Source organism: Pseudomonas sp. 008, assembly GCF_016861935.1.
Classification (GTDB): domain Bacteria; phylum Pseudomonadota; class Gammaproteobacteria; order Pseudomonadales; family Pseudomonadaceae; genus Aquipseudomonas.
This window is the reverse complement of the sequence record NZ_BOMA01000004.1, coordinates 1-15,554: the sequence shown is the minus strand read 5'-3', so window position 1 is coordinate 15,554 and position 15,554 is coordinate 1. Positions and strand designations below refer to the sequence as shown.

Genomic DNA, 15,554 nt, shown 5'->3' with positions numbered 1-15,554 from the left:
AATCGAATAATTCCCGGTGGCCGTCAGCTGGTCATCGGGGTTCCGTTCATCTGGCTGTTCATGTTCTTCATGCTGCCGTTCTTCATCGTCCTGAAGATCAGCTTCGCTGAAGCCGACGTGGCCATTCCGCCGTACACCGAGATCTACACCTTCGTTGACCAGAAACTGCAGGTGCTGCTCAACCTGGCCAACTACGCGATGCTGGGCGATGACGAGTTGTACATCGCCGCTTACCTAGGCTCGTTGAAGATGGCGCTGTTCAGCACCATCCTCTGCCTGCTGATCGGCTACCCGATGGCCTATGGCATTGCCACCGCCCGCAAAGAGCTGCAAACGGTGCTGGTGCTGCTGATCATGATGCCGACCTGGACCGCGATCCTGATCCGCGTGTACGCGTGGATGGGCATCCTCAGCAACAACGGACTGCTCAATGGTTTTCTGATGAGCATGGGCTGGATCGACGAGCCGTTGCAGATCCTCAATACCAACCTGGCGGTTTATATCGGGGTGGTTTACTCCTACCTGCCGTTCATGATCCTGCCGCTCTACGCCAACCTGGTTAAACACGATCACAGCCTGCTGGAAGCCGCATCGGACCTCGGTTCGAGCAACTTCAACAGCTTCTGGAAGATCACCGTGCCGCTGTCGAAAAACGGCATTATCGCAGGCTGCATGCTGGTGTTCATCCCGGTGGTGGGGGAGTTCGTGATCCCGGAACTGCTCGGCGGTCCGGAAACCCTGATGATCGGTAAAGTGCTCTGGCAAGAGTTCTTCAACAACCGCGACTGGCCGGTGGCGTCTGCCCTGGCGGTGGTGATGCTGGCAATCCTGATTGTGCCGATCATCCTGTTCAACCGTAGTCAGGCCAAGGAAATGGAGGGTAAAGAATGAAGCGCTTCCGTTTCTCGAACCTGATGCTGGTGCTGGGTCTGCTGTTCATCTACGCGCCGATGCTGATCCTGGTGATCTACTCGTTCAACGCCTCGAAACTGGTGACGGTGTGGGGCGGCTGGTCGGTCAAGTGGTACGTCGGCCTGCTCGACAACACGCAACTGATGGGCTCAGTGGTGCGCTCGCTGGAAATCGCTTGCTACACGGCGATAGCGGCGGTGGCATTGGGGACGCTGGCGGCGTTCGTGCTGACCCGCATCACCCGCTTCAAGGGCCGCACACTGTTTGGCGGCCTGGTTACCGCACCGCTGGTGATGCCGGAAGTGATCACCGGTCTGTCGCTGTTGCTGCTGTTCGTGGCCATGGCGCAGATGATCGGCTGGCCGCAGGAGCGCGGCATCGTCACCATCTGGATCGCTCACACCACATTCTGTGCAGCGTATGTGGCGGTGGTGGTGTCGGCGCGCTTGCGTGAATTGGATTTGTCGATCGAAGAAGCCGCCATGGACCTCGGTGCGCGGCCATGGAAAGTGTTCTTCCTGATCACCATTCCGATGATCGCGCCGTCACTGGCGGCCGGCGGCATGATGTCGTTTGCCTTGTCGCTGGATGATCTGGTGTTGGCGAGCTTCGTGTCCGGGCCAGGCTCCACGACCCTGCCGATGGAAGTGTTCTCGGCGGTGCGTCTGGGCGTGAAGCCTGAGATCAATGCCGTGGCCAGCCTGATTCTGCTGGCGGTGTCGCTGGTGACCTTCCTGGTCTGGTTCTTCAGCCGTCGCGCCGAAGAAAGCCGCAAGCGTGCGATCCAGCTGGCTATCGAGGAAGCCGCTGCCGATTCCTGGAAACAACCGGACGTACGTCGGGCGCAGGCACCGGAAGCGGCTTAAAACTGCTGCAGATCAAAAGATCGCAGCCTGCGGCAGCTCCTTGTGGAATGTGAATCCCAAGGAGCTCCCGCAGGCTGCGATCTTTTGACTTTATGGCCCAGAATTTTGCGGCGAAGGCGTCAGCCCGGCCAGAAAAAATCTACCGCGCCGGCAACAGCTTCAAGGTGCTGCGGGTATTGGCCATCACTTCTTCCTCATTGAAATTCGCCTGGTAATAAACCCCTTCGATATACGCCTCGGCCTGGTCGGCATAATGGCTGTCGAACGGCACGCCGCTCTGGCCCACCGGGTTGATGGTCAGGCTGTGGGCCGGGTCGGCGAAGTCAATCAGGCGCCGGGTCGACGGGCCGTAGGTCACGGGCCACGGCGCCGGGCCGATCTTGGCCGAGAGGTTGTTCGGTACTTCGTGGGTGCCGGGTGCCGCGAATGGGCCAACGTTGAAAATCTGGTCCAGGGGCTTTTGCATCCCCAGCGGATGGCCGTGGGTCAGGGTGTGCGCCTTGCCCCACTGCCATTGCGCGGAATCGGCGCCAAGGGTGGCTTTGAGATGAGCCATGCTCGCTTGCCAGGCCACCTTGACCGTATCGGCACGGGTTTCCTTGCCGGGGGTGTTGCGATTGTCCCACCACGGTGAATCGGCGGAGGCCGCCAGACGCGGCAGCGCGGCATCGATCACCCGGGTCGGGAGCAGCGTTTCGAAGAAGTCATTGCCCAGCTCATCGCGCAGCGCCGCGTCGGCGAGGTTGAACAGGAACTGGTTGAACAGGGTGGCGCTGATGGAGTCCAGCGGGTAATCGCCGCTCCACTGCGCCAGTTGCTCCACCAGTTTGAGTTCGGCCGGATCGCTCACCACTTCACGCAGTACCGGCAGCAAAGGTGCCAGCAAGCGCGGCCCGTAGGCGGTGGTGGTACCCAGTTGCAGCTTCTGGTTGGCCACGTTGTCCCACTTCACATTCTTGTCACTGAGCTGGCGATTGAGCTGCTGCCCGCGATCGGCGAGGTTGTAGTAGCCGGGAATTTCCATGCCGGTCGGCGACACCGGTTGGAAGTTGGCCGAGACGATGTAGCCCCGCGCCGGGTTTTCTTCCTGCGGGTTGGCACTGAACGGGTAAAAACCTTCCTTGTCTGCCTGAGGAGTGCTGCCATCGAGGATGAAACCGGGCTTCACCCCGGCCGGACGCTTGGGCAGCAACGCCGAGGCCCACCAGCCGATGTCGCCCTTGGCGTTGGCGTAGACGATGTTCAATCCTGGAGCCTGAACCTTGGCGGCCGCGGCGCGGGCCTTGGCCAGGGTGTCGGCGCGATTGAGCTGGTAGAAGCCGTCAAGGATCGGATTCGGGGTTTCGAGGAACGCCCACCACATGGCAACCGGCGTCTTGCCGGCGGCAGTGCCGAGCGCATCGTTGACGATCGGGCCGTGGGGCGACTGGCGCAGCGTCAATGTGACCGGTGACTGGCCTTTCACTGCGATCTGTTGTTCGGTAGTGACCATGTCCACCCACTTGCCGCGATACCAGACCTGGTTCGGGTTGTCCGGGTTGACCTTCTCGGCGATCAGGTCCAGATCGTCGTTCTGGAACATCGTCAGGCTCCAGCCGAAGTCCAGGTTGTGGCCGAGAAATGCAAACGGCACCAGCGCCTGGTGGTAGCCATAAAGCTCGAAGCCTGGCGCCGACAGGTGCGCCTCGTACCACACTGACGGCACCGAGAAGCGTATGTGCGGGTCACCGGCAAGCAGCGGCTTGCCGCTTTTGCTGCGGTTGCCGGAAATCACCCAGGCGTTGCTGCCTTCGAATTGCGGCAGGCCGTGGTCGGCCAGCGCCTGTTCGCTCAGGCGGGCAAGGGCGTTCAGGTCTTTCCAGTCACTAGCGGCGAGGACCGGCGCGGGGCTGGCGCGCCTTTTGGCCAGTACGCCGTTGGGTTGCCAGTCGAGATCGAAGATGTTCAGGTACTCGGCGCCCAGTTGGTCACGCACGTAAGTCAGCAGGGGCTCGGTGCGAAACGCCGCGGCAAAGCTGTAGGCCATGTAGCCGGCGATGCTGATGCTGTCTTCGGCGGTGAAAGGGCGCTTGGGGATTCCCAGCACGTCGAACTCTACTGGCGCTGCGTGGCTGTCCTGATATTGATTGATGCCGTCCAGATAGGCTTGCAGGGCCTTCCACGCCGGCGACTGACGATCCAGCGCGGCCACGTAACTGTCAGCACGTTCGCGGATGCGCAGGCTGCGAAACAGTTTGTCGGTGTCGAGCAGTTTCGGGCCGAGGACTTCGGCCAGCTCTCCACGGGCCAGGCGCCGCACGGCTTCCATCTGGAATAGTCGGTCCTGGGCCTGCACGTAGCCGAGGGTGCGGTAGAGGTCGGTTTCGTTTTCGGCGCGGATATGCGGCACGCCGCGCTCGTCGTAGTGCACGGTCACTGAACCTTGCAGATGCTGCAACGCCACCTGGCCCTGGCGCGTCGGTTGTTTGCTGTACACATACCAGCCGCCCCCGGCGGCGAGCGCGACGATCAGCAAGGCAAGTACGGTCAGGACGCGTTTCATGGTGACTCCTTGTTCTTTCGGGGGTTGCCACCCGTGCGGGCTGCAAACGTGTAGCACAGACCTCCTGTGCCGGGCATCGCGGTCCTGGAAAAGTCAGGAATGCCTTACTTCGCCTCCGCGGGCCACGGGCAGTAGCAACCCACCGCCAGCGTGTGGGTGGCGTTCACCGCCCTGCCTGCGTTCAGCGCTTGCAGGATGGGCTCGATAAAACTGTTGCTCGAATTGCAGGTCAGGCCTTCGCTATACGGGCCGAAATATGCCAGCTTGCCGTCGCGGTCCCATATCGCCACTGCCGGGCTGGCGGGGATCTGTTCGGAGCCAGGCAGGGCCGCGAGGGTTTTCAGGCGGCTCAAGGTGCCGGGCAACTGACCGTGACTGCCGGGCTTTTGTACCGTATAGAACTCGACACCCTGCGGTACATATTGCTCAACCAGTTCTGTCAGGTGTTGTTGGTTGCCGACATTGCACGGGCAGGCCGGGTCCCAGAAGTGCACCAGGCGAATGGCGCCGGGGCCGGCGAGTTCGTCGGGCAGGCGCAACGGGTCGCCGGAGAACACGGCGGTGTGCGAACTGAAGGCTCGCAGGTAGCGTCCCTGAAACCAGTTGTAAGCGGCCCACAGCACACTGGCACACACAAGGGCGAGCAAGCTGGCAAGCAGTGTGGTGCGATAGGCCGGGCGCATGGGTTTCAATCCTCGAAGGTCGGCTAGCTTGCCATGCTTGCCGCGACAGATGAATATCGCAGGCCCATAAAGTCTGTTTCGCGCTCTGGAATAGCCCATGTCTGCCACTTTCGACCCCGATCATTTGCGTGCCAGCCTGCGGCCATTGGCCGAGTGGCAGCCGCTGTCGACGGAGGCCATGGCCTATCAGCGTTTTTACGGGCTGGATTTTCCACAGCGGACCCTGCGCCGTGGCTTGGGGCGTTTCGAGATCGATGGCTATGAAGTGGTCAGCCAGCTCTGGTGGCCCGAGCGGGCGAAGGCGACGCTGTTTCTATTTCACGGCTTCTACGATCACACCGGGCTCTACCGGCATGTGATCGAGTGGGCGCTGGACCAGGGGTTTGCGGTAATCGCCTGTGACCTGCCGGGGCATGGCTTGTCCAGTGGCGAACGGGCGAGTATCAAGGACTTCGCCGAGTACCAGAGCGCCCTGCAAGGCCTGCTGGCCGAGGCGCAGTCGTTGGGCCTTCCGCAGCCCTGGCACTTGTGCGGGCAAAGCACCGGCGGGGCGATTGTGATCGACCATGTACTCAATCAAGGTGCGAGCAGCCCGGCCCAGGGGCAAGTGATTCTGCTGTCGCCCTTGGTGCGGCCGCGAGCCTGGGGTTGGTCGCGGCTCAGTTATTACCTGCTCAAGCCGTTTGTCAAAGGCATCGCCCGGCGCTTCAGCGAGAATTCCAACGACCCTGACTTCCTCGCGTTCCTGCAAGCCGATCCACTGCAACCGCTACGTCTGCCTACGGCCTGGGTCGGTGCGCTGGGACGGTGGATCAAACGTATAGAAGCGGCACCGAGCAGCCCGCGGCGGCCGCTGATCGTGCAGGGGCAGGCGGACATGACCGTGGATTGGGAGCACAACCTTGAAGTGTTACGAGGCAAGTTCGATCGGCCCCAGGTGTTGATGCTGCCTGAGGCGCGGCATCATCTGGCGAATGAGTCGCCGGGGTTGCGGCAGGAGTATTTCGGGTTTTTGACCAAACGCATGAGTCGGGATCGGCGGTGACATTTCGACAGTCATCGCGGGCCATTTCACAGACGCCAAAAAATTACTGGGTCAGACTGGACGTGCTTTGCCCCACCGCCAACCCCGCCCGAATCGCCGCCAATGCCGCTTGGTAATAAGCCTTGCCTTCAGAGGACTCGGCAAAGGTCGAAAACTCTTCCAGTTCGTCATCCGACAGGTCGCGATAGACATACAGCAGCGTGTTGTTCAGGTCGGCGCCGATCTGTTCCATCAGGCGCTGGCGCTGACCGTTCAACATGCCTTGAGCCTGACCGTTGCCGAGCAGGCCCGGGATCATCGAGCTCAGGCTATCGGCCGCGACGCCTGCGATCGCCAGGCTGACTTCAGCGCCGGCCTCGCGGGCGGGCAGGGCCTGGGCCAGGTGGCCGATGATCAGTTGACGGGTATCGCTGGCCTGCATCTTCGGCAAGCCCTTGGCGTTTTTCGCCAATTGATCGCGACGGGTCGCCAGCAGTTCGGCGGCGACGATTTTCTTGCCCAGGGGCGATTGAAAGAAGGTCAGCGCAGGTTTCGGGTCGGCGAGCTTCTTGCGCAGTTGCGCTTCGGCGCGCTGGTCCATGGCCTTGGGGGCGAACCGCTGATTGCTGTTGTCGACCAGGGCCTGGAACACTGCCGGTGGCAAGCTGTTCTGATAGCGCTGCTGAGCGGCCGAGAGAGCATCGTTGAAATGCGCGCGTTGTTCTGGCCAACCGGCGACCTTGTACAACTGGTCGTGGCCGTCCGCCCAGGCGGGCAAAACGCAGAACATCAACAGTGAGAAAAGCAAGCGACGCATAGGGACTCCTGTCAGCAGGCGACTATTCTCCGTGCGGCATTCGTACTTGTCGAGAATTCGTATCAGGTTGAGTACCTTATCCGACCAATCCTCCGCTGCGTGGCTCTGTCGGATTTGCGGGCACAGGAATACTATGCGCGCCATGCACATACCCTCTGATCATCCACTGCTGTTACGTATCGTCGACGACCTGGCCGAACACGGCTGGTCGCAGCAGAATATTTTCCTGCCCCTGGACCTGACCCGGGCGCTGGCGGCCGAGTGTCGTAAACGTGCCGCCGAGGGTGAACTCGCCCCGGCCGCCGTGGGGCGCGGGGCGTTTTCGGAGATTCGCGAGGGCATTCGCGGCGACCATATCCAGTGGCTCGAACCTGGCCAGGCCGAGTCCTGCGACAGCTACCTGGGGTTGATGGACAGCCTGCGTGAGGCGATGAATCGTGGTTTGTTCCTGGGCCTGGAAGATTTCGAAAGCCATTTCGCCCTGTACCCGCCCGGCGCTTTCTACCTCAAGCATGTCGACCGTTTCCGTGACGACGACCGGCGCATGGTCTCGGCGGTGATCTATCTCAACGACGCCTGGCTGCCCGAGCATGGCGGTCAGTTGCGCATGTACCTGGACGAAGGCGTCGAACACGATGTAGTGCCCACCGGTGGATGCCTGGTGGTGTTCCTGTCGGGCGACGTCCCTCACGAAGTCCTGCCCGCGACCCGAGAACGCCTGTCGTTGACGGGCTGGTTCCGCCGTCGTGGCAACGAGCCGTTCTGATCATGCAAAAGATTCTGGTAAGCCGCTGTTTGCTCGGTCACCGCGTCCGTTATGACGGCGGGGCCAGCGGGCCGTTCGATCTGTTGGAGCAGTGGATTGCCGAAGGCTGGGTGGTGCCGCTGTGTCCGGAAGTCGCCGGCGGGTTGCCGACACCCAGGGCCGCGGCGGAAATTCCCGGCGGGCAGGGCGGTGAAGTGCTTGATGGCCTTGCATCGGTCATCACCACCGAGGGCGAGGACGTCAGTGCCGAGTTTCTTTCGGGGGCTTCTCAGGCGCTGGAGCTGGTGCAACAGCACGGCATCCGGATTGCCGTGCTCAAGGCCAACAGCCCGTCTTGCGGGAATCTGCTGACCTATGACGGGACGTTCAGTGGCGTGAAGGTCAGCGGTGAGGGCGTGACCGCCGCGCTGCTCAAGCGCCATGGTGTGCAAGTCTTCAGCGAACTGGAGTTGCCGCAAGCGGCTCAGGCCCTGGCAATTCTGAAGTAACAGCCCACAGGATTACTCATTCACCCGAATCAAGGTTTCGGCGCCACACCCGCATCCGCTCCAAACCACTTCTGCTCCAGCGCCTCCAGCCGGCCATCGGCCTTGATCCGCTGCAGGGCGTTTTCCAGGCTGGCATGGAACGCCGGGTTACCCTTCTGAAACGGAATGGCCAGGCTTGCAGCCGGGGCGGCTTTCGGCTTTTCTTCCGTCAGCGACTGCACCAACAGGATTGATCGCGGTTGTTCTTCTTTCTGCGCGATCAATTGCGCGTTGGTGTGAATGTAAGGTTCGCTGAAGTCGAAACGATCCTTCAGGTCCGGGGTCAGTGCTATGTGATTGATGGCAACGTCGTATTTGCCGCTTTCGACGCCGGTCATCAGATCGTCGGAATCGGTGACGACGAAGTCGGCCCGTACATCCAGCTCATTGGCCAGCAGTTGACCCAACTCGACCTCGAACCCGGTCAGTTTGCCGTCATCCTTGAAATTGAAGGGCGGTGTATTAGCCTCAAGAGCAATGCGCAATTCGCCGCGGTCGTTAACATCGTCCATCAGTTCGGCATGAGCCAAAGGGCTCAAAAGGGGTAGCAGGCAGATCAGGCCAGGCAAAAAGCGCATGGTCACTCCTTTGAATTCATTTATCGCGACGCGCTGTTCAGGCTCGCTTTGCTATGGTTATCGAGAGCCTTCGACAACGTATGACCGTTAAGTTGTCATAGTCGAGCGAATTTTATGGAAAAACTGGAGAAGAGAATGAAAACCTTTATGTCACGAGCAGCATTGGCTGGCCTGTTGATGGGTGTTTCGGTGCTGGCCAGTGCTGCAACGCCGGCCCCGAAAGGTGCTGAAGTGTTCATCGTATCTCCTGCGGACGGAGCCACGGTCGCGCAAACCTTTACCGTGAATTTCGGCGTCAAGGAAATCGCGCTGGCACCAGCAGGCGATGTCACCAAAAATACTGGCCATCACCATTTGCTGATCGATGTCGACAAACTACCAGCCGCCGGTGCTCCGATTCCAAACGATGCCAATCATATGCACTTCGGCAAAGCTCAGACTCACGCTGAAATCAAACTGGCTCCGGGTAAGCACACTTTGCAGCTCGAGCTGGGCGACAGCGGTCACATGCCGTTCGATCCGCCGATCGTGTCGAAGAAAATCACCGTGACGGTGAAGTAACTTTTCCACAGCGATGAAAAAGCAGCCGTAAAAAAGGGAGCTCCGAGGAGCTCCATTTTTTGTCGCTCAAGTCGCGATCAGAACAGCACGCGGCAACGAATGGTGCCGTTGATGTGCTGCAGCTTCTCTTGCGCCATTTCCGAGTAATCGGCATCGACGTCGATCACGACGTAGCCGACTTTCTCGTTGGTCTGCAGGAACTGACCGGAAATGTTGATGCCGTTTTCGGCGAAGACCTTGTTGATCTCGCTCATCACACCCGGAATGTTCTCGTGGATGTGCAGCAGGCGGTGCTTGCCAGGGTGAGCCGGCAGGGCCACTTCCGGGAAGTTCACGGACGATACCGACGTACCGTTGTCGCTGTACTTGACCAGTTTTTCCGCCACTTCCAGACCGATGTTGGCCTGGGCTTCAGCGGTAGAGCCACCGATGTGCGGGGTCAGGATCACGTTGTCCAGGCCACGCAGCGGGCTTTCGAACTCTTCTTCGTTGGAGCGCGGCTCCACCGGGAATACGTCGATGGCCGCGCCGATCAGGTGCTTGTCCTTGATCGCGTCCGCCAGGGCGTCCAGTTCGACCACGGTGCCGCGGGCGGCGTTGATCAGGATGCCGCCCTTCTTGATGGCGCGGATTTCCTTCTCGCCGATCATCCACTGGGTGGCAGCGGTTTCCGGAACGTGCAGGGTGACGATGTCGGACATACCCAGCAGCTCGTGCAGGTTGCCGACCTGAGTGGCGTTGCCCAGTGGCAGCTTGGTCACGGTGTCGTAGAAGTAAACCTGCATGCCCAGACCTTCAGCCAGGACCGACAGTTGAGTACCGATCGAGCCGTAACCGACGATACCCAGCTTTTTGCCACGGATTTCGAAGGAGTTGGCTGCGCTTTTGATCCAGCCGCCACGGTGGCAGGAAGCGTTCTTCTCAGGGATGCCGCGCAGCAACAGGATCGCCTCGGCCAGCACCAGCTCGGCAACGGAGCGAGTGTTGGAGTACGGCGCGTTGAATACCGCGATACCGCGTTCGCGAGCCGCGTTGAGGTCGACCTGGTTGGTGCCGATGCAGAAACAGCCGACAGCCACCAGTTTCTTCGCGTGATCGAAGATCTCTTCGGTCAGTTGAGTGCGGGAGCGAATGCCGATGAAGTGAGCATCAGCGATCTTTTCCTTCAGTTGGGCGTCTGGCAGAGAACCTGTGAGGTACTCGATGCTGGTGTAGCCCGCCGCCTTGAGGACGTCGACAGCCGATTGGTGGACGCCTTCGAGAAGAAGGAACTTGATCTTGCTCTTATCGAGAGAAGTCTTGCTCATCTGCGTAAACCTGTGTCCCGGAGAAAAAATGGCAGGGAAGGGAGCAGCCAGAGCTGACCCGGACGGCAGGAAAGCCGTCGCCGCAGAACAGCCTTTGGGCACTATCCTGCGGGGTCGGTATGCTAGCATATGCGACCTGCTAACACTCATTCTGCGACGTGAAGCGTACTCAGGATGACCATGAATTGTTCGAGAGTTCTGTCGATGACCAATCCTGCGCTGATTGATGAGCTGAAGACCCTGGTTGAGCCTGGCAAGGTCCTGACCGACGCCGACTCCCTGAACGCTTACGGCAAGGATTGGACCAAACATTTTGCCCCGGCCCCGACGGCCATTGTGTTTCCCAAGACCATTGAGCAGGTCCAGGCCATTGTCCGTTGGGCCAATGAACACAAGGTTGCGCTGGTGCCGTCCGGCGGTCGTACCGGGCTTTCTGCCGCAGCAGTGGCGGCCAATGGCGAAGTGGTCGTGTCCTTCGACTACATGAACCAGATTCTCGACGTGAACCTCACCGATCGCACCGTTGTTTGTCAGCCGGGCGTGGTTACCGAACAATTACAGAACAAGGCTGAAGAGCACGGTTTGTATTATCCGGTGGACTTCGCTTCGGCAGGTTCCAGCCAGATTGGCGGCAATATCGGCACCAATGCCGGCGGGATCAAGGTAATTCGCTACGGCATGACCCGTAACTGGGTGGCTGGCATGAAAGTCGTCACCGGCAAGGGCGATCTGCTGGAACTGAACAAAGACCTGATCAAGAACGCCACCGGCTACGACCTGCGTCAGCTGTTCATCGGCGCTGAAGGCACCCTGGGTTTTGTCGTCGAAGCCACCATGCGTCTGGACCGTGCGCCGAAAAACCTCACCGCGATGGTGCTCGGTACCGCCGATTTCGATTCGATCATGCCGGTATTGCATGCGTTCCAGAGCAAACTTGACCTGACTGCCTTTGAATTCTTCTCCGACAAAGCCCTGGCCAAGGTCATGGCACGCGGCGATGTGCCGGCGCCGTTCGAATCCGACTGCCCGTTCTATGCATTGCTGGAATTCGAAGCGACCACCGATGAAGTGGCCAATCACGCCCTGGAAACCTTCGAGCACTGCGTAGAACAGGGCTGGGTGCTGGACGGCGTGATGAGCCAGAGCGAAACCCAGTTGCAGAACCTCTGGAAGCTGCGCGAGTACATCTCCGAAACCATTTCCCACTGGACGCCGTACAAAAACGACATTTCGGTCACTGTGTCGAAAGTCCCGGGGTTCCTGAAGGAAATCGACGCGATCGTCGGCGAACATTACCCGGATTTCGAAATCGTCTGGTTCGGCCACATTGGCGACGGCAACCTGCACTTGAACATCCTCAAGCCGGACAACCTGAGCAAGGATGAGTTCTTCGCCAAGTGCGCCACCGTCAACAAGTGGGTGTTCGAAACCGTCGAGAAGTACAACGGTTCGATTTCCGCCGAACACGGTGTGGGCATGACCAAGCGTGATTACTTGACCTATAGCCGCTCACCGGTTGAGATCGAGTACATGAAAGCCGTCAAAGCGGTGTTCGACCCGAATGGCATCATGAACCCGGGCAAGATTTTCGCTGTTTGATTCTTCGAACTTTAAGAGCACGAAGCAGGAGTCGGTCAATGAGCTATCAGCACCAGTATGTCGACGGCACGCGTATTCACTTCCCGCTGGGGAAAGTGGTGTGCATCGGCCGTAACTACGCCGAACACGCCAAGGAACTGGACAACCCGGTGCCCACCGAACCACTGCTGTTCATCAAGCCCGGCAGCTGCGTGGTGCCACTGGAAGGCAGCTTCAGCATTCCGACCGAGCGCGGTTCGGTGCATTACGAAGCAGAAATAGCGGTGCTGATCGGCAAGCCATTGTCGACCAAGCCGAGCCGCGAAGAAGTGCTGGATGCCATCTCCGGCTTCGCCCCGGCCCTGGACCTGACCCTGCGCGACAAGCAGGCCGAGCTTAAAGCCAAGGGCCTGCCGTGGGAAATTGCCAAGTGCTTCGACGGTGCGGCGGTGATTGCACCATTCGTGGCCGGCAGCACGTTTGCCGACCTGACCGACATCGGCATCCGCCTGACCATCAATGGCGAAGTCCGCCAGGATGGCAACAGCAAGGACATGCTCAATCCGATCGTGCCGATGATCCAGTACATGGCCGGCTGCTTCTCGCTGCAGGCCGGTGACGTGATCCTCACTGGCACGCCGGTGGGCGTTGGCCCGCTGAATGTCGGTGACGAACTGGTGCTCGAATTGCCAGGTGTCAGCCGATTTACCAGTAGCGTTCTCTAAAAAGCAAAAGATCGCAGCCTGCCGCAGGCTGCGATCTTTTGATCTTGGCTGCCCACGCAGGGCAATCCGGCCATTTCCCGTTTTTTTCACATTTTGTCTGGATAATTCCGGGGCTTATGGCATCTGAGCCTGTCCCAATGTGCTATTACCCATAGCTTGAATTTCTGGAACGCATCCCTGAATGGCCATCGAATCGCTGCCCAAGCTGAAAACTGCCCGCCGCTCGCGTTTTGTCATGCGTTGGTATTCCTGGCTTTCACTGGTGGCGGTCGCTGCTTATGGCCTTGCGTTCGCGATGCATTGGGATGACCGCGGTGTGCTCTGGGTGAAGGAGCGCTTCGAAAGCCCTGCCGAACGAAAAGAGAGTGTCTGGCTGCCGGACTATCGGGCGGTGATCGACGCCAAACTGCTGCCGGGCATGGAGAAGGACGAAGCGTCCGACGTGTCTTACGACCCGCAGACCAAAACCCTGTTCTCCGTGATGGGCAAGAACCCGTTCCTGGTTGAGCTGACGTTGCAGGGCGACGTGTTGCGCAAAATGCCGCTGGTGGGTTGGAGCAACCCGGAAGGGGTGACGGTAATGGGCAATGGTTTGCTGGCGATTACCGATGAGCGCGAACACATGCTCTCGATCGTCAAGGTCGATGCCGATACGCGCGAGCTGAACATCGCCAATTTCCCGAAATACGATCTTGGTCCCTCGAAAAACCAGAATAAAGGCTTCGAAGCCGTCGTCTGGGATGCCCGTCGCCAGCAACTGCTGCTGGGTGAAGAGCGTCCACCAGCGCTGTTCAGCTGGAAAAGCGATGGCAGCCAGATCCTGAAGGGTGACAAGCAAAAACTCTCCAGCGACGCACTGGATGTTCGTAACCTGTCGGCCCTGGCCATCGATCCGCGCACCGGCCACACTCTGGTGCTGTCCGCCGACTCTCACTTATTGCTGGAACTGGACGAGAAGGGCGAGCAGGTCAGTTTCATGACCTTGCTCGGAGGGTTCAATGGTCTGAAGAAAACCATTCCCCGTGCCGAAGGCGTCACCATGGACGAAGCAGGCACGCTATACATGGTGAGCGAGCCGAACCTGTTCTACCGCTTCGAAAAGCAACAGGTTCGGTAGTTGCGGTAGAAGGTCGCGGGCCATTAGGGTTTTAATTCAGGCAGCCGTGGTGTTTCATCCGCCCGTCCTGTTTCCGAGTTTGCCTGAATGCGTCGACTTGTCCGCCCCAAACCCCTGATGCTGATCCTGTCGGTCATTGCCCTGATCGTGTTGGTTGCCGTCGGCCAGTACCAGCGCCTGTTCGAGCGCAGTGGGTTCAATGTGCAGGCGCTATGGCAGCCGATGAATGCCCAGCCCATTGGCCTGGACCAGTATCAGGTGGCGATCGAGGCGCGAGTCATTGACGGTCTGGACGACGATGTTTCAGCGCTGACCTTCGATCCCGTGCGCAAAAGCCTGTTCACGGTCACCCACAAAAACGCCGAGCTGATCGAGTTGTCCCTGGAAGGCAAAATCCTGCGGCGTGTGGCGCTGGTCGGGTTCGGCGACCCGGAAGCAGTCGAGTTCATTAGCGCTGACACTTACGTGATCACCGATGAGCGTGAGCAACGGCTGATCAAGATTCATCTGCGCAAGGGCACGACGTTCCTCGATGCCGCGGACGCCGAGCAGATGACCCTCGGCGTGCACATGAGCGGCAACAAGGGATTCGAGGGGTTGGCCTATGACTCGGTGGGCAAGCGCTTGTTCGTCGCCAAGGAGCGCGACCCGATGCTGATCTACGAAGTGCAGGGCTTTCCCCATTACAACCCGGAGAAGTCCTACGCGGTGCACGTGGTGAACAATCCCAAGCGCGATGCCGGAATGTTCGTGCGAGACCTGTCGAGCCTGCAATATGACGAGCGCAGCGGCCATTTGCTGGCACTGTCTGATGAGTCGCGGTTGATTCTTGAACTGGATGTGGACGGGCGACCGCTGAGCACCCTGTCACTGAGCAAGGATCTTCAGGGATTGCACAAGCCAGAAGGCATTGCCATGGATGACGACGGCACCCTGTACCTCGTCAGCGAGCCGAACCTGTTCTACGTCTTCAAAAAACCGGCACAGCCCTGACCAACACCGCAAAACCAATTGTAGGAGCGAGCAAGCTTCGCTCCTTGTATGTTGGCCGAACACCCGGCGAGAGCAGCTAAGCTCCTCGGTGTTGTCTCAAAGATGTGTTTCTGGGGGAGGCCGACCGCTCCTGAAGGCAGGACTTGCTCCTGACCTTGTCTGTAGAGAGGCTCCCCCGCCTCATTGCCCACCACGAAGAGTATCGAGAAGCCGACAAGTCGGACTTCGCATTACAAGGTTGCAGCGGCATGAAGTTCGAGGTCAGGGGAACCAGGAGCCATCTTCACCCAGTTTCCTTGGAGTGGAAAGCATGAGTGTTCACGTCGGATTGGATGTTGGTTCTCGCACCACAGCAATGGGATGGCGTGACAAAGGCCGTGCAGCTGGCTCGTGGGATATCGCTCAAACGCCCAAGGGGCGCAAGGCTGCCGTGAAAAAGCTGTTAGCGCTCAAACCGCTTTCTGTGGTCATGGAAGCCACCGGGATTTATTACCTGGATCTGGCCCTGGAGTTAAGCACTGCAGGCTTGCCGGTTTCTGTGATCAACCCGAAAAGCTC

The 15,554-nt window shown here is 59.6% G+C and carries 15 protein-coding genes and 1 pseudogene; 11 read left to right on the top strand and 5 right to left on the bottom strand.

What is annotated here, in order from left to right:
- Positions 1-9: 9 nt before the first annotated feature.
- Positions 10-891: an ABC transporter permease subunit gene (locus JUI81_RS09450; RefSeq protein ID WP_172901220.1), complete on the top strand. Its 882-nt coding sequence runs from the start codon at positions 10-12 to the stop codon at positions 889-891.
- Positions 888-1,778 carry an ABC transporter permease subunit gene (locus JUI81_RS09445; protein ID WP_019580562.1) on the top strand — a complete coding sequence of 297 codons (891 nt, stop codon included), beginning with the start codon at positions 888-890 and terminating at the stop codon, positions 1,776-1,778. Before JUI81_RS09450 ends, JUI81_RS09445 begins: the two co-directional genes overlap by 4 nt.
- Positions 1,779-1,917: 139 nt before the next feature.
- Here JUI81_RS09445 and JUI81_RS09440 read toward each other — a convergent pair whose 3' ends face one another.
- Entirely contained in the window at positions 1,918-4,320 is a 2,403-nt protein-coding gene (locus JUI81_RS09440; protein ID WP_096479402.1) for a penicillin acylase family protein, read from the bottom strand.
- Positions 4,321-4,424: 104 nt separating this feature from the next.
- Positions 4,425-5,003 carry a DUF6436 domain-containing protein gene (locus tag JUI81_RS09435; protein ID WP_204124160.1) on the bottom strand — a complete coding sequence of 193 codons (579 nt, stop codon included), beginning with the start codon at positions 5,001-5,003 and terminating at the stop codon, positions 4,425-4,427.
- Positions 5,004-5,100: 97 nt separating this feature from the next.
- Here JUI81_RS09435 and JUI81_RS09430 point away from each other — a divergent pair, with 97 nt between their 5' ends.
- On the top strand, positions 5,101-6,048 hold the full coding sequence (locus JUI81_RS09430; RefSeq protein WP_204124159.1) for an alpha/beta hydrolase: 948 nt from the start codon (positions 5,101-5,103) through the stop codon (positions 6,046-6,048).
- 43 nt (positions 6,049-6,091) lie between these two features.
- Here JUI81_RS09430 and JUI81_RS09425 read toward each other — a convergent pair whose 3' ends face one another.
- A complete protein-coding gene (locus JUI81_RS09425) occupies positions 6,092-6,844 on the bottom strand; it encodes a DUF2059 domain-containing protein (protein ID WP_019580566.1) in 753 nt (250 codons plus the stop codon).
- Between the two features lie 133 nt (positions 6,845-6,977).
- On the opposite strand from JUI81_RS09425, the gene JUI81_RS09420 reads away from it, so the two are divergent.
- Together JUI81_RS09420 and JUI81_RS09415 are read left to right on the top strand one after the other, a co-directional pair.
- Positions 6,978-7,610 (top strand): 2OG-Fe(II) oxygenase, encoded by a 633-nt coding sequence (locus JUI81_RS09420; protein WP_018928643.1) that lies wholly within the window; start codon positions 6,978-6,980, stop codon positions 7,608-7,610.
- A 2-nt stretch (positions 7,611-7,612) separates the two neighbouring features.
- On the top strand, positions 7,613-8,098 hold the full coding sequence (locus JUI81_RS09415; protein WP_204124158.1) for a DUF523 domain-containing protein: 486 nt from the start codon (positions 7,613-7,615) through the stop codon (positions 8,096-8,098).
- 29 nt (positions 8,099-8,127) lie between these two features.
- On the opposite strand, the gene JUI81_RS09410 is transcribed toward JUI81_RS09415, so the two are convergent.
- Positions 8,128-8,715 carry a transporter substrate-binding domain-containing protein gene (locus JUI81_RS09410; RefSeq protein WP_019580568.1) on the bottom strand — a complete coding sequence of 196 codons (588 nt, stop codon included), beginning with the start codon at positions 8,713-8,715 and terminating at the stop codon, positions 8,128-8,130.
- 135 nt (positions 8,716-8,850) lie between these two features.
- On the opposite strand from JUI81_RS09410, the gene JUI81_RS09405 reads away from it, so the two are divergent.
- Positions 8,851-9,276, top strand: a complete 426-nt coding sequence (locus JUI81_RS09405) for a DUF4399 domain-containing protein (RefSeq protein ID WP_018928646.1) — start codon at positions 8,851-8,853, stop codon at positions 9,274-9,276.
- A gap of 77 nt (positions 9,277-9,353) precedes the next feature.
- On the opposite strand, the gene serA is transcribed toward JUI81_RS09405, so the two are convergent.
- Positions 9,354-10,583 carry a phosphoglycerate dehydrogenase gene (gene serA, locus JUI81_RS09400; RefSeq protein WP_018928647.1) on the bottom strand — a complete coding sequence of 410 codons (1,230 nt, stop codon included), beginning with the start codon at positions 10,581-10,583 and terminating at the stop codon, positions 9,354-9,356.
- A 204-nt stretch (positions 10,584-10,787) separates the two neighbouring features.
- On the opposite strand from serA, the gene JUI81_RS09395 reads away from it, so the two are divergent.
- From JUI81_RS09395 to JUI81_RS09375, 5 genes and pseudogenes are all read left to right on the top strand, one after another.
- Positions 10,788-12,182, top strand: coding sequence for an FAD-binding oxidoreductase (locus JUI81_RS09395; RefSeq protein ID WP_018928648.1), 1,395 nt, complete (start codon positions 10,788-10,790; stop codon positions 12,180-12,182).
- Positions 12,183-12,220: 38 nt separating this feature from the next.
- Positions 12,221-12,886 carry a fumarylacetoacetate hydrolase family protein gene (locus tag JUI81_RS09390; protein WP_019580569.1) on the top strand — a complete coding sequence of 222 codons (666 nt, stop codon included), beginning with the start codon at positions 12,221-12,223 and terminating at the stop codon, positions 12,884-12,886.
- A gap of 181 nt (positions 12,887-13,067) precedes the next feature.
- Complete coding sequence (locus JUI81_RS09385; protein WP_204124157.1) at positions 13,068-14,003, top strand: SdiA-regulated domain-containing protein; 936 nt, start codon at positions 13,068-13,070, stop codon at positions 14,001-14,003.
- 87 nt (positions 14,004-14,090) lie between these two features.
- Positions 14,091-14,996 carry an SdiA-regulated domain-containing protein gene (locus JUI81_RS09380; RefSeq protein ID WP_204124156.1) on the top strand — a complete coding sequence of 302 codons (906 nt, stop codon included), beginning with the start codon at positions 14,091-14,093 and terminating at the stop codon, positions 14,994-14,996.
- Positions 14,997-15,306: 310 nt separating this feature from the next.
- Positions 15,307-15,554, top strand: a pseudogene (locus tag JUI81_RS09375) (IS110 family transposase); the annotation flags it as partial.

Excerpts from the sequence above, each read along its gene's own strand:
- serA (WP_018928647.1), bottom strand. The coding sequence starts at position 10,583 with ATGAGCAAGACTTCTCTCGATAAGAGCAAGATCAAGTTCCTTCTTCTC.
- JUI81_RS09420 (WP_018928643.1), top strand. The coding sequence starts at position 6,978 with ATGCGCGCCATGCACATACCCTCTGATCATCCACTGCTGTTACGTATC.
- JUI81_RS09405 (WP_018928646.1), top strand. The coding sequence starts at position 8,851 with ATGAAAACCTTTATGTCACGAGCAGCATTGGCTGGCCTGTTGATGGGT.
- JUI81_RS09440 (WP_096479402.1), bottom strand. The coding sequence starts at position 4,320 with ATGAAACGCGTCCTGACCGTACTTGCCTTGCTGATCGTCGCGCTCGCC.
- JUI81_RS09430 (WP_204124159.1), top strand. The coding sequence starts at position 5,101 with ATGTCTGCCACTTTCGACCCCGATCATTTGCGTGCCAGCCTGCGGCCA.
- JUI81_RS09425 (WP_019580566.1), bottom strand. The coding sequence starts at position 6,844 with ATGCGTCGCTTGCTTTTCTCACTGTTGATGTTCTGCGTTTTGCCCGCC.
- JUI81_RS09390 (WP_019580569.1), top strand. The coding sequence starts at position 12,221 with ATGAGCTATCAGCACCAGTATGTCGACGGCACGCGTATTCACTTCCCG.
- JUI81_RS09380 (WP_204124156.1), top strand. The coding sequence starts at position 14,091 with ATGCGTCGACTTGTCCGCCCCAAACCCCTGATGCTGATCCTGTCGGTC.
- JUI81_RS09415 (WP_204124158.1), top strand. The coding sequence starts at position 7,613 with ATGCAAAAGATTCTGGTAAGCCGCTGTTTGCTCGGTCACCGCGTCCGT.
- JUI81_RS09385 (WP_204124157.1), top strand. The coding sequence starts at position 13,068 with ATGGCCATCGAATCGCTGCCCAAGCTGAAAACTGCCCGCCGCTCGCGT.
- JUI81_RS09395 (WP_018928648.1), top strand. The coding sequence starts at position 10,788 with ATGACCAATCCTGCGCTGATTGATGAGCTGAAGACCCTGGTTGAGCCT.
- JUI81_RS09445 (WP_019580562.1), top strand. The coding sequence starts at position 888 with ATGAAGCGCTTCCGTTTCTCGAACCTGATGCTGGTGCTGGGTCTGCTG.
- JUI81_RS09435 (WP_204124160.1), bottom strand. The coding sequence starts at position 5,003 with ATGCGCCCGGCCTATCGCACCACACTGCTTGCCAGCTTGCTCGCCCTT.
- JUI81_RS09410 (WP_019580568.1), bottom strand. The coding sequence starts at position 8,715 with ATGCGCTTTTTGCCTGGCCTGATCTGCCTGCTACCCCTTTTGAGCCCT.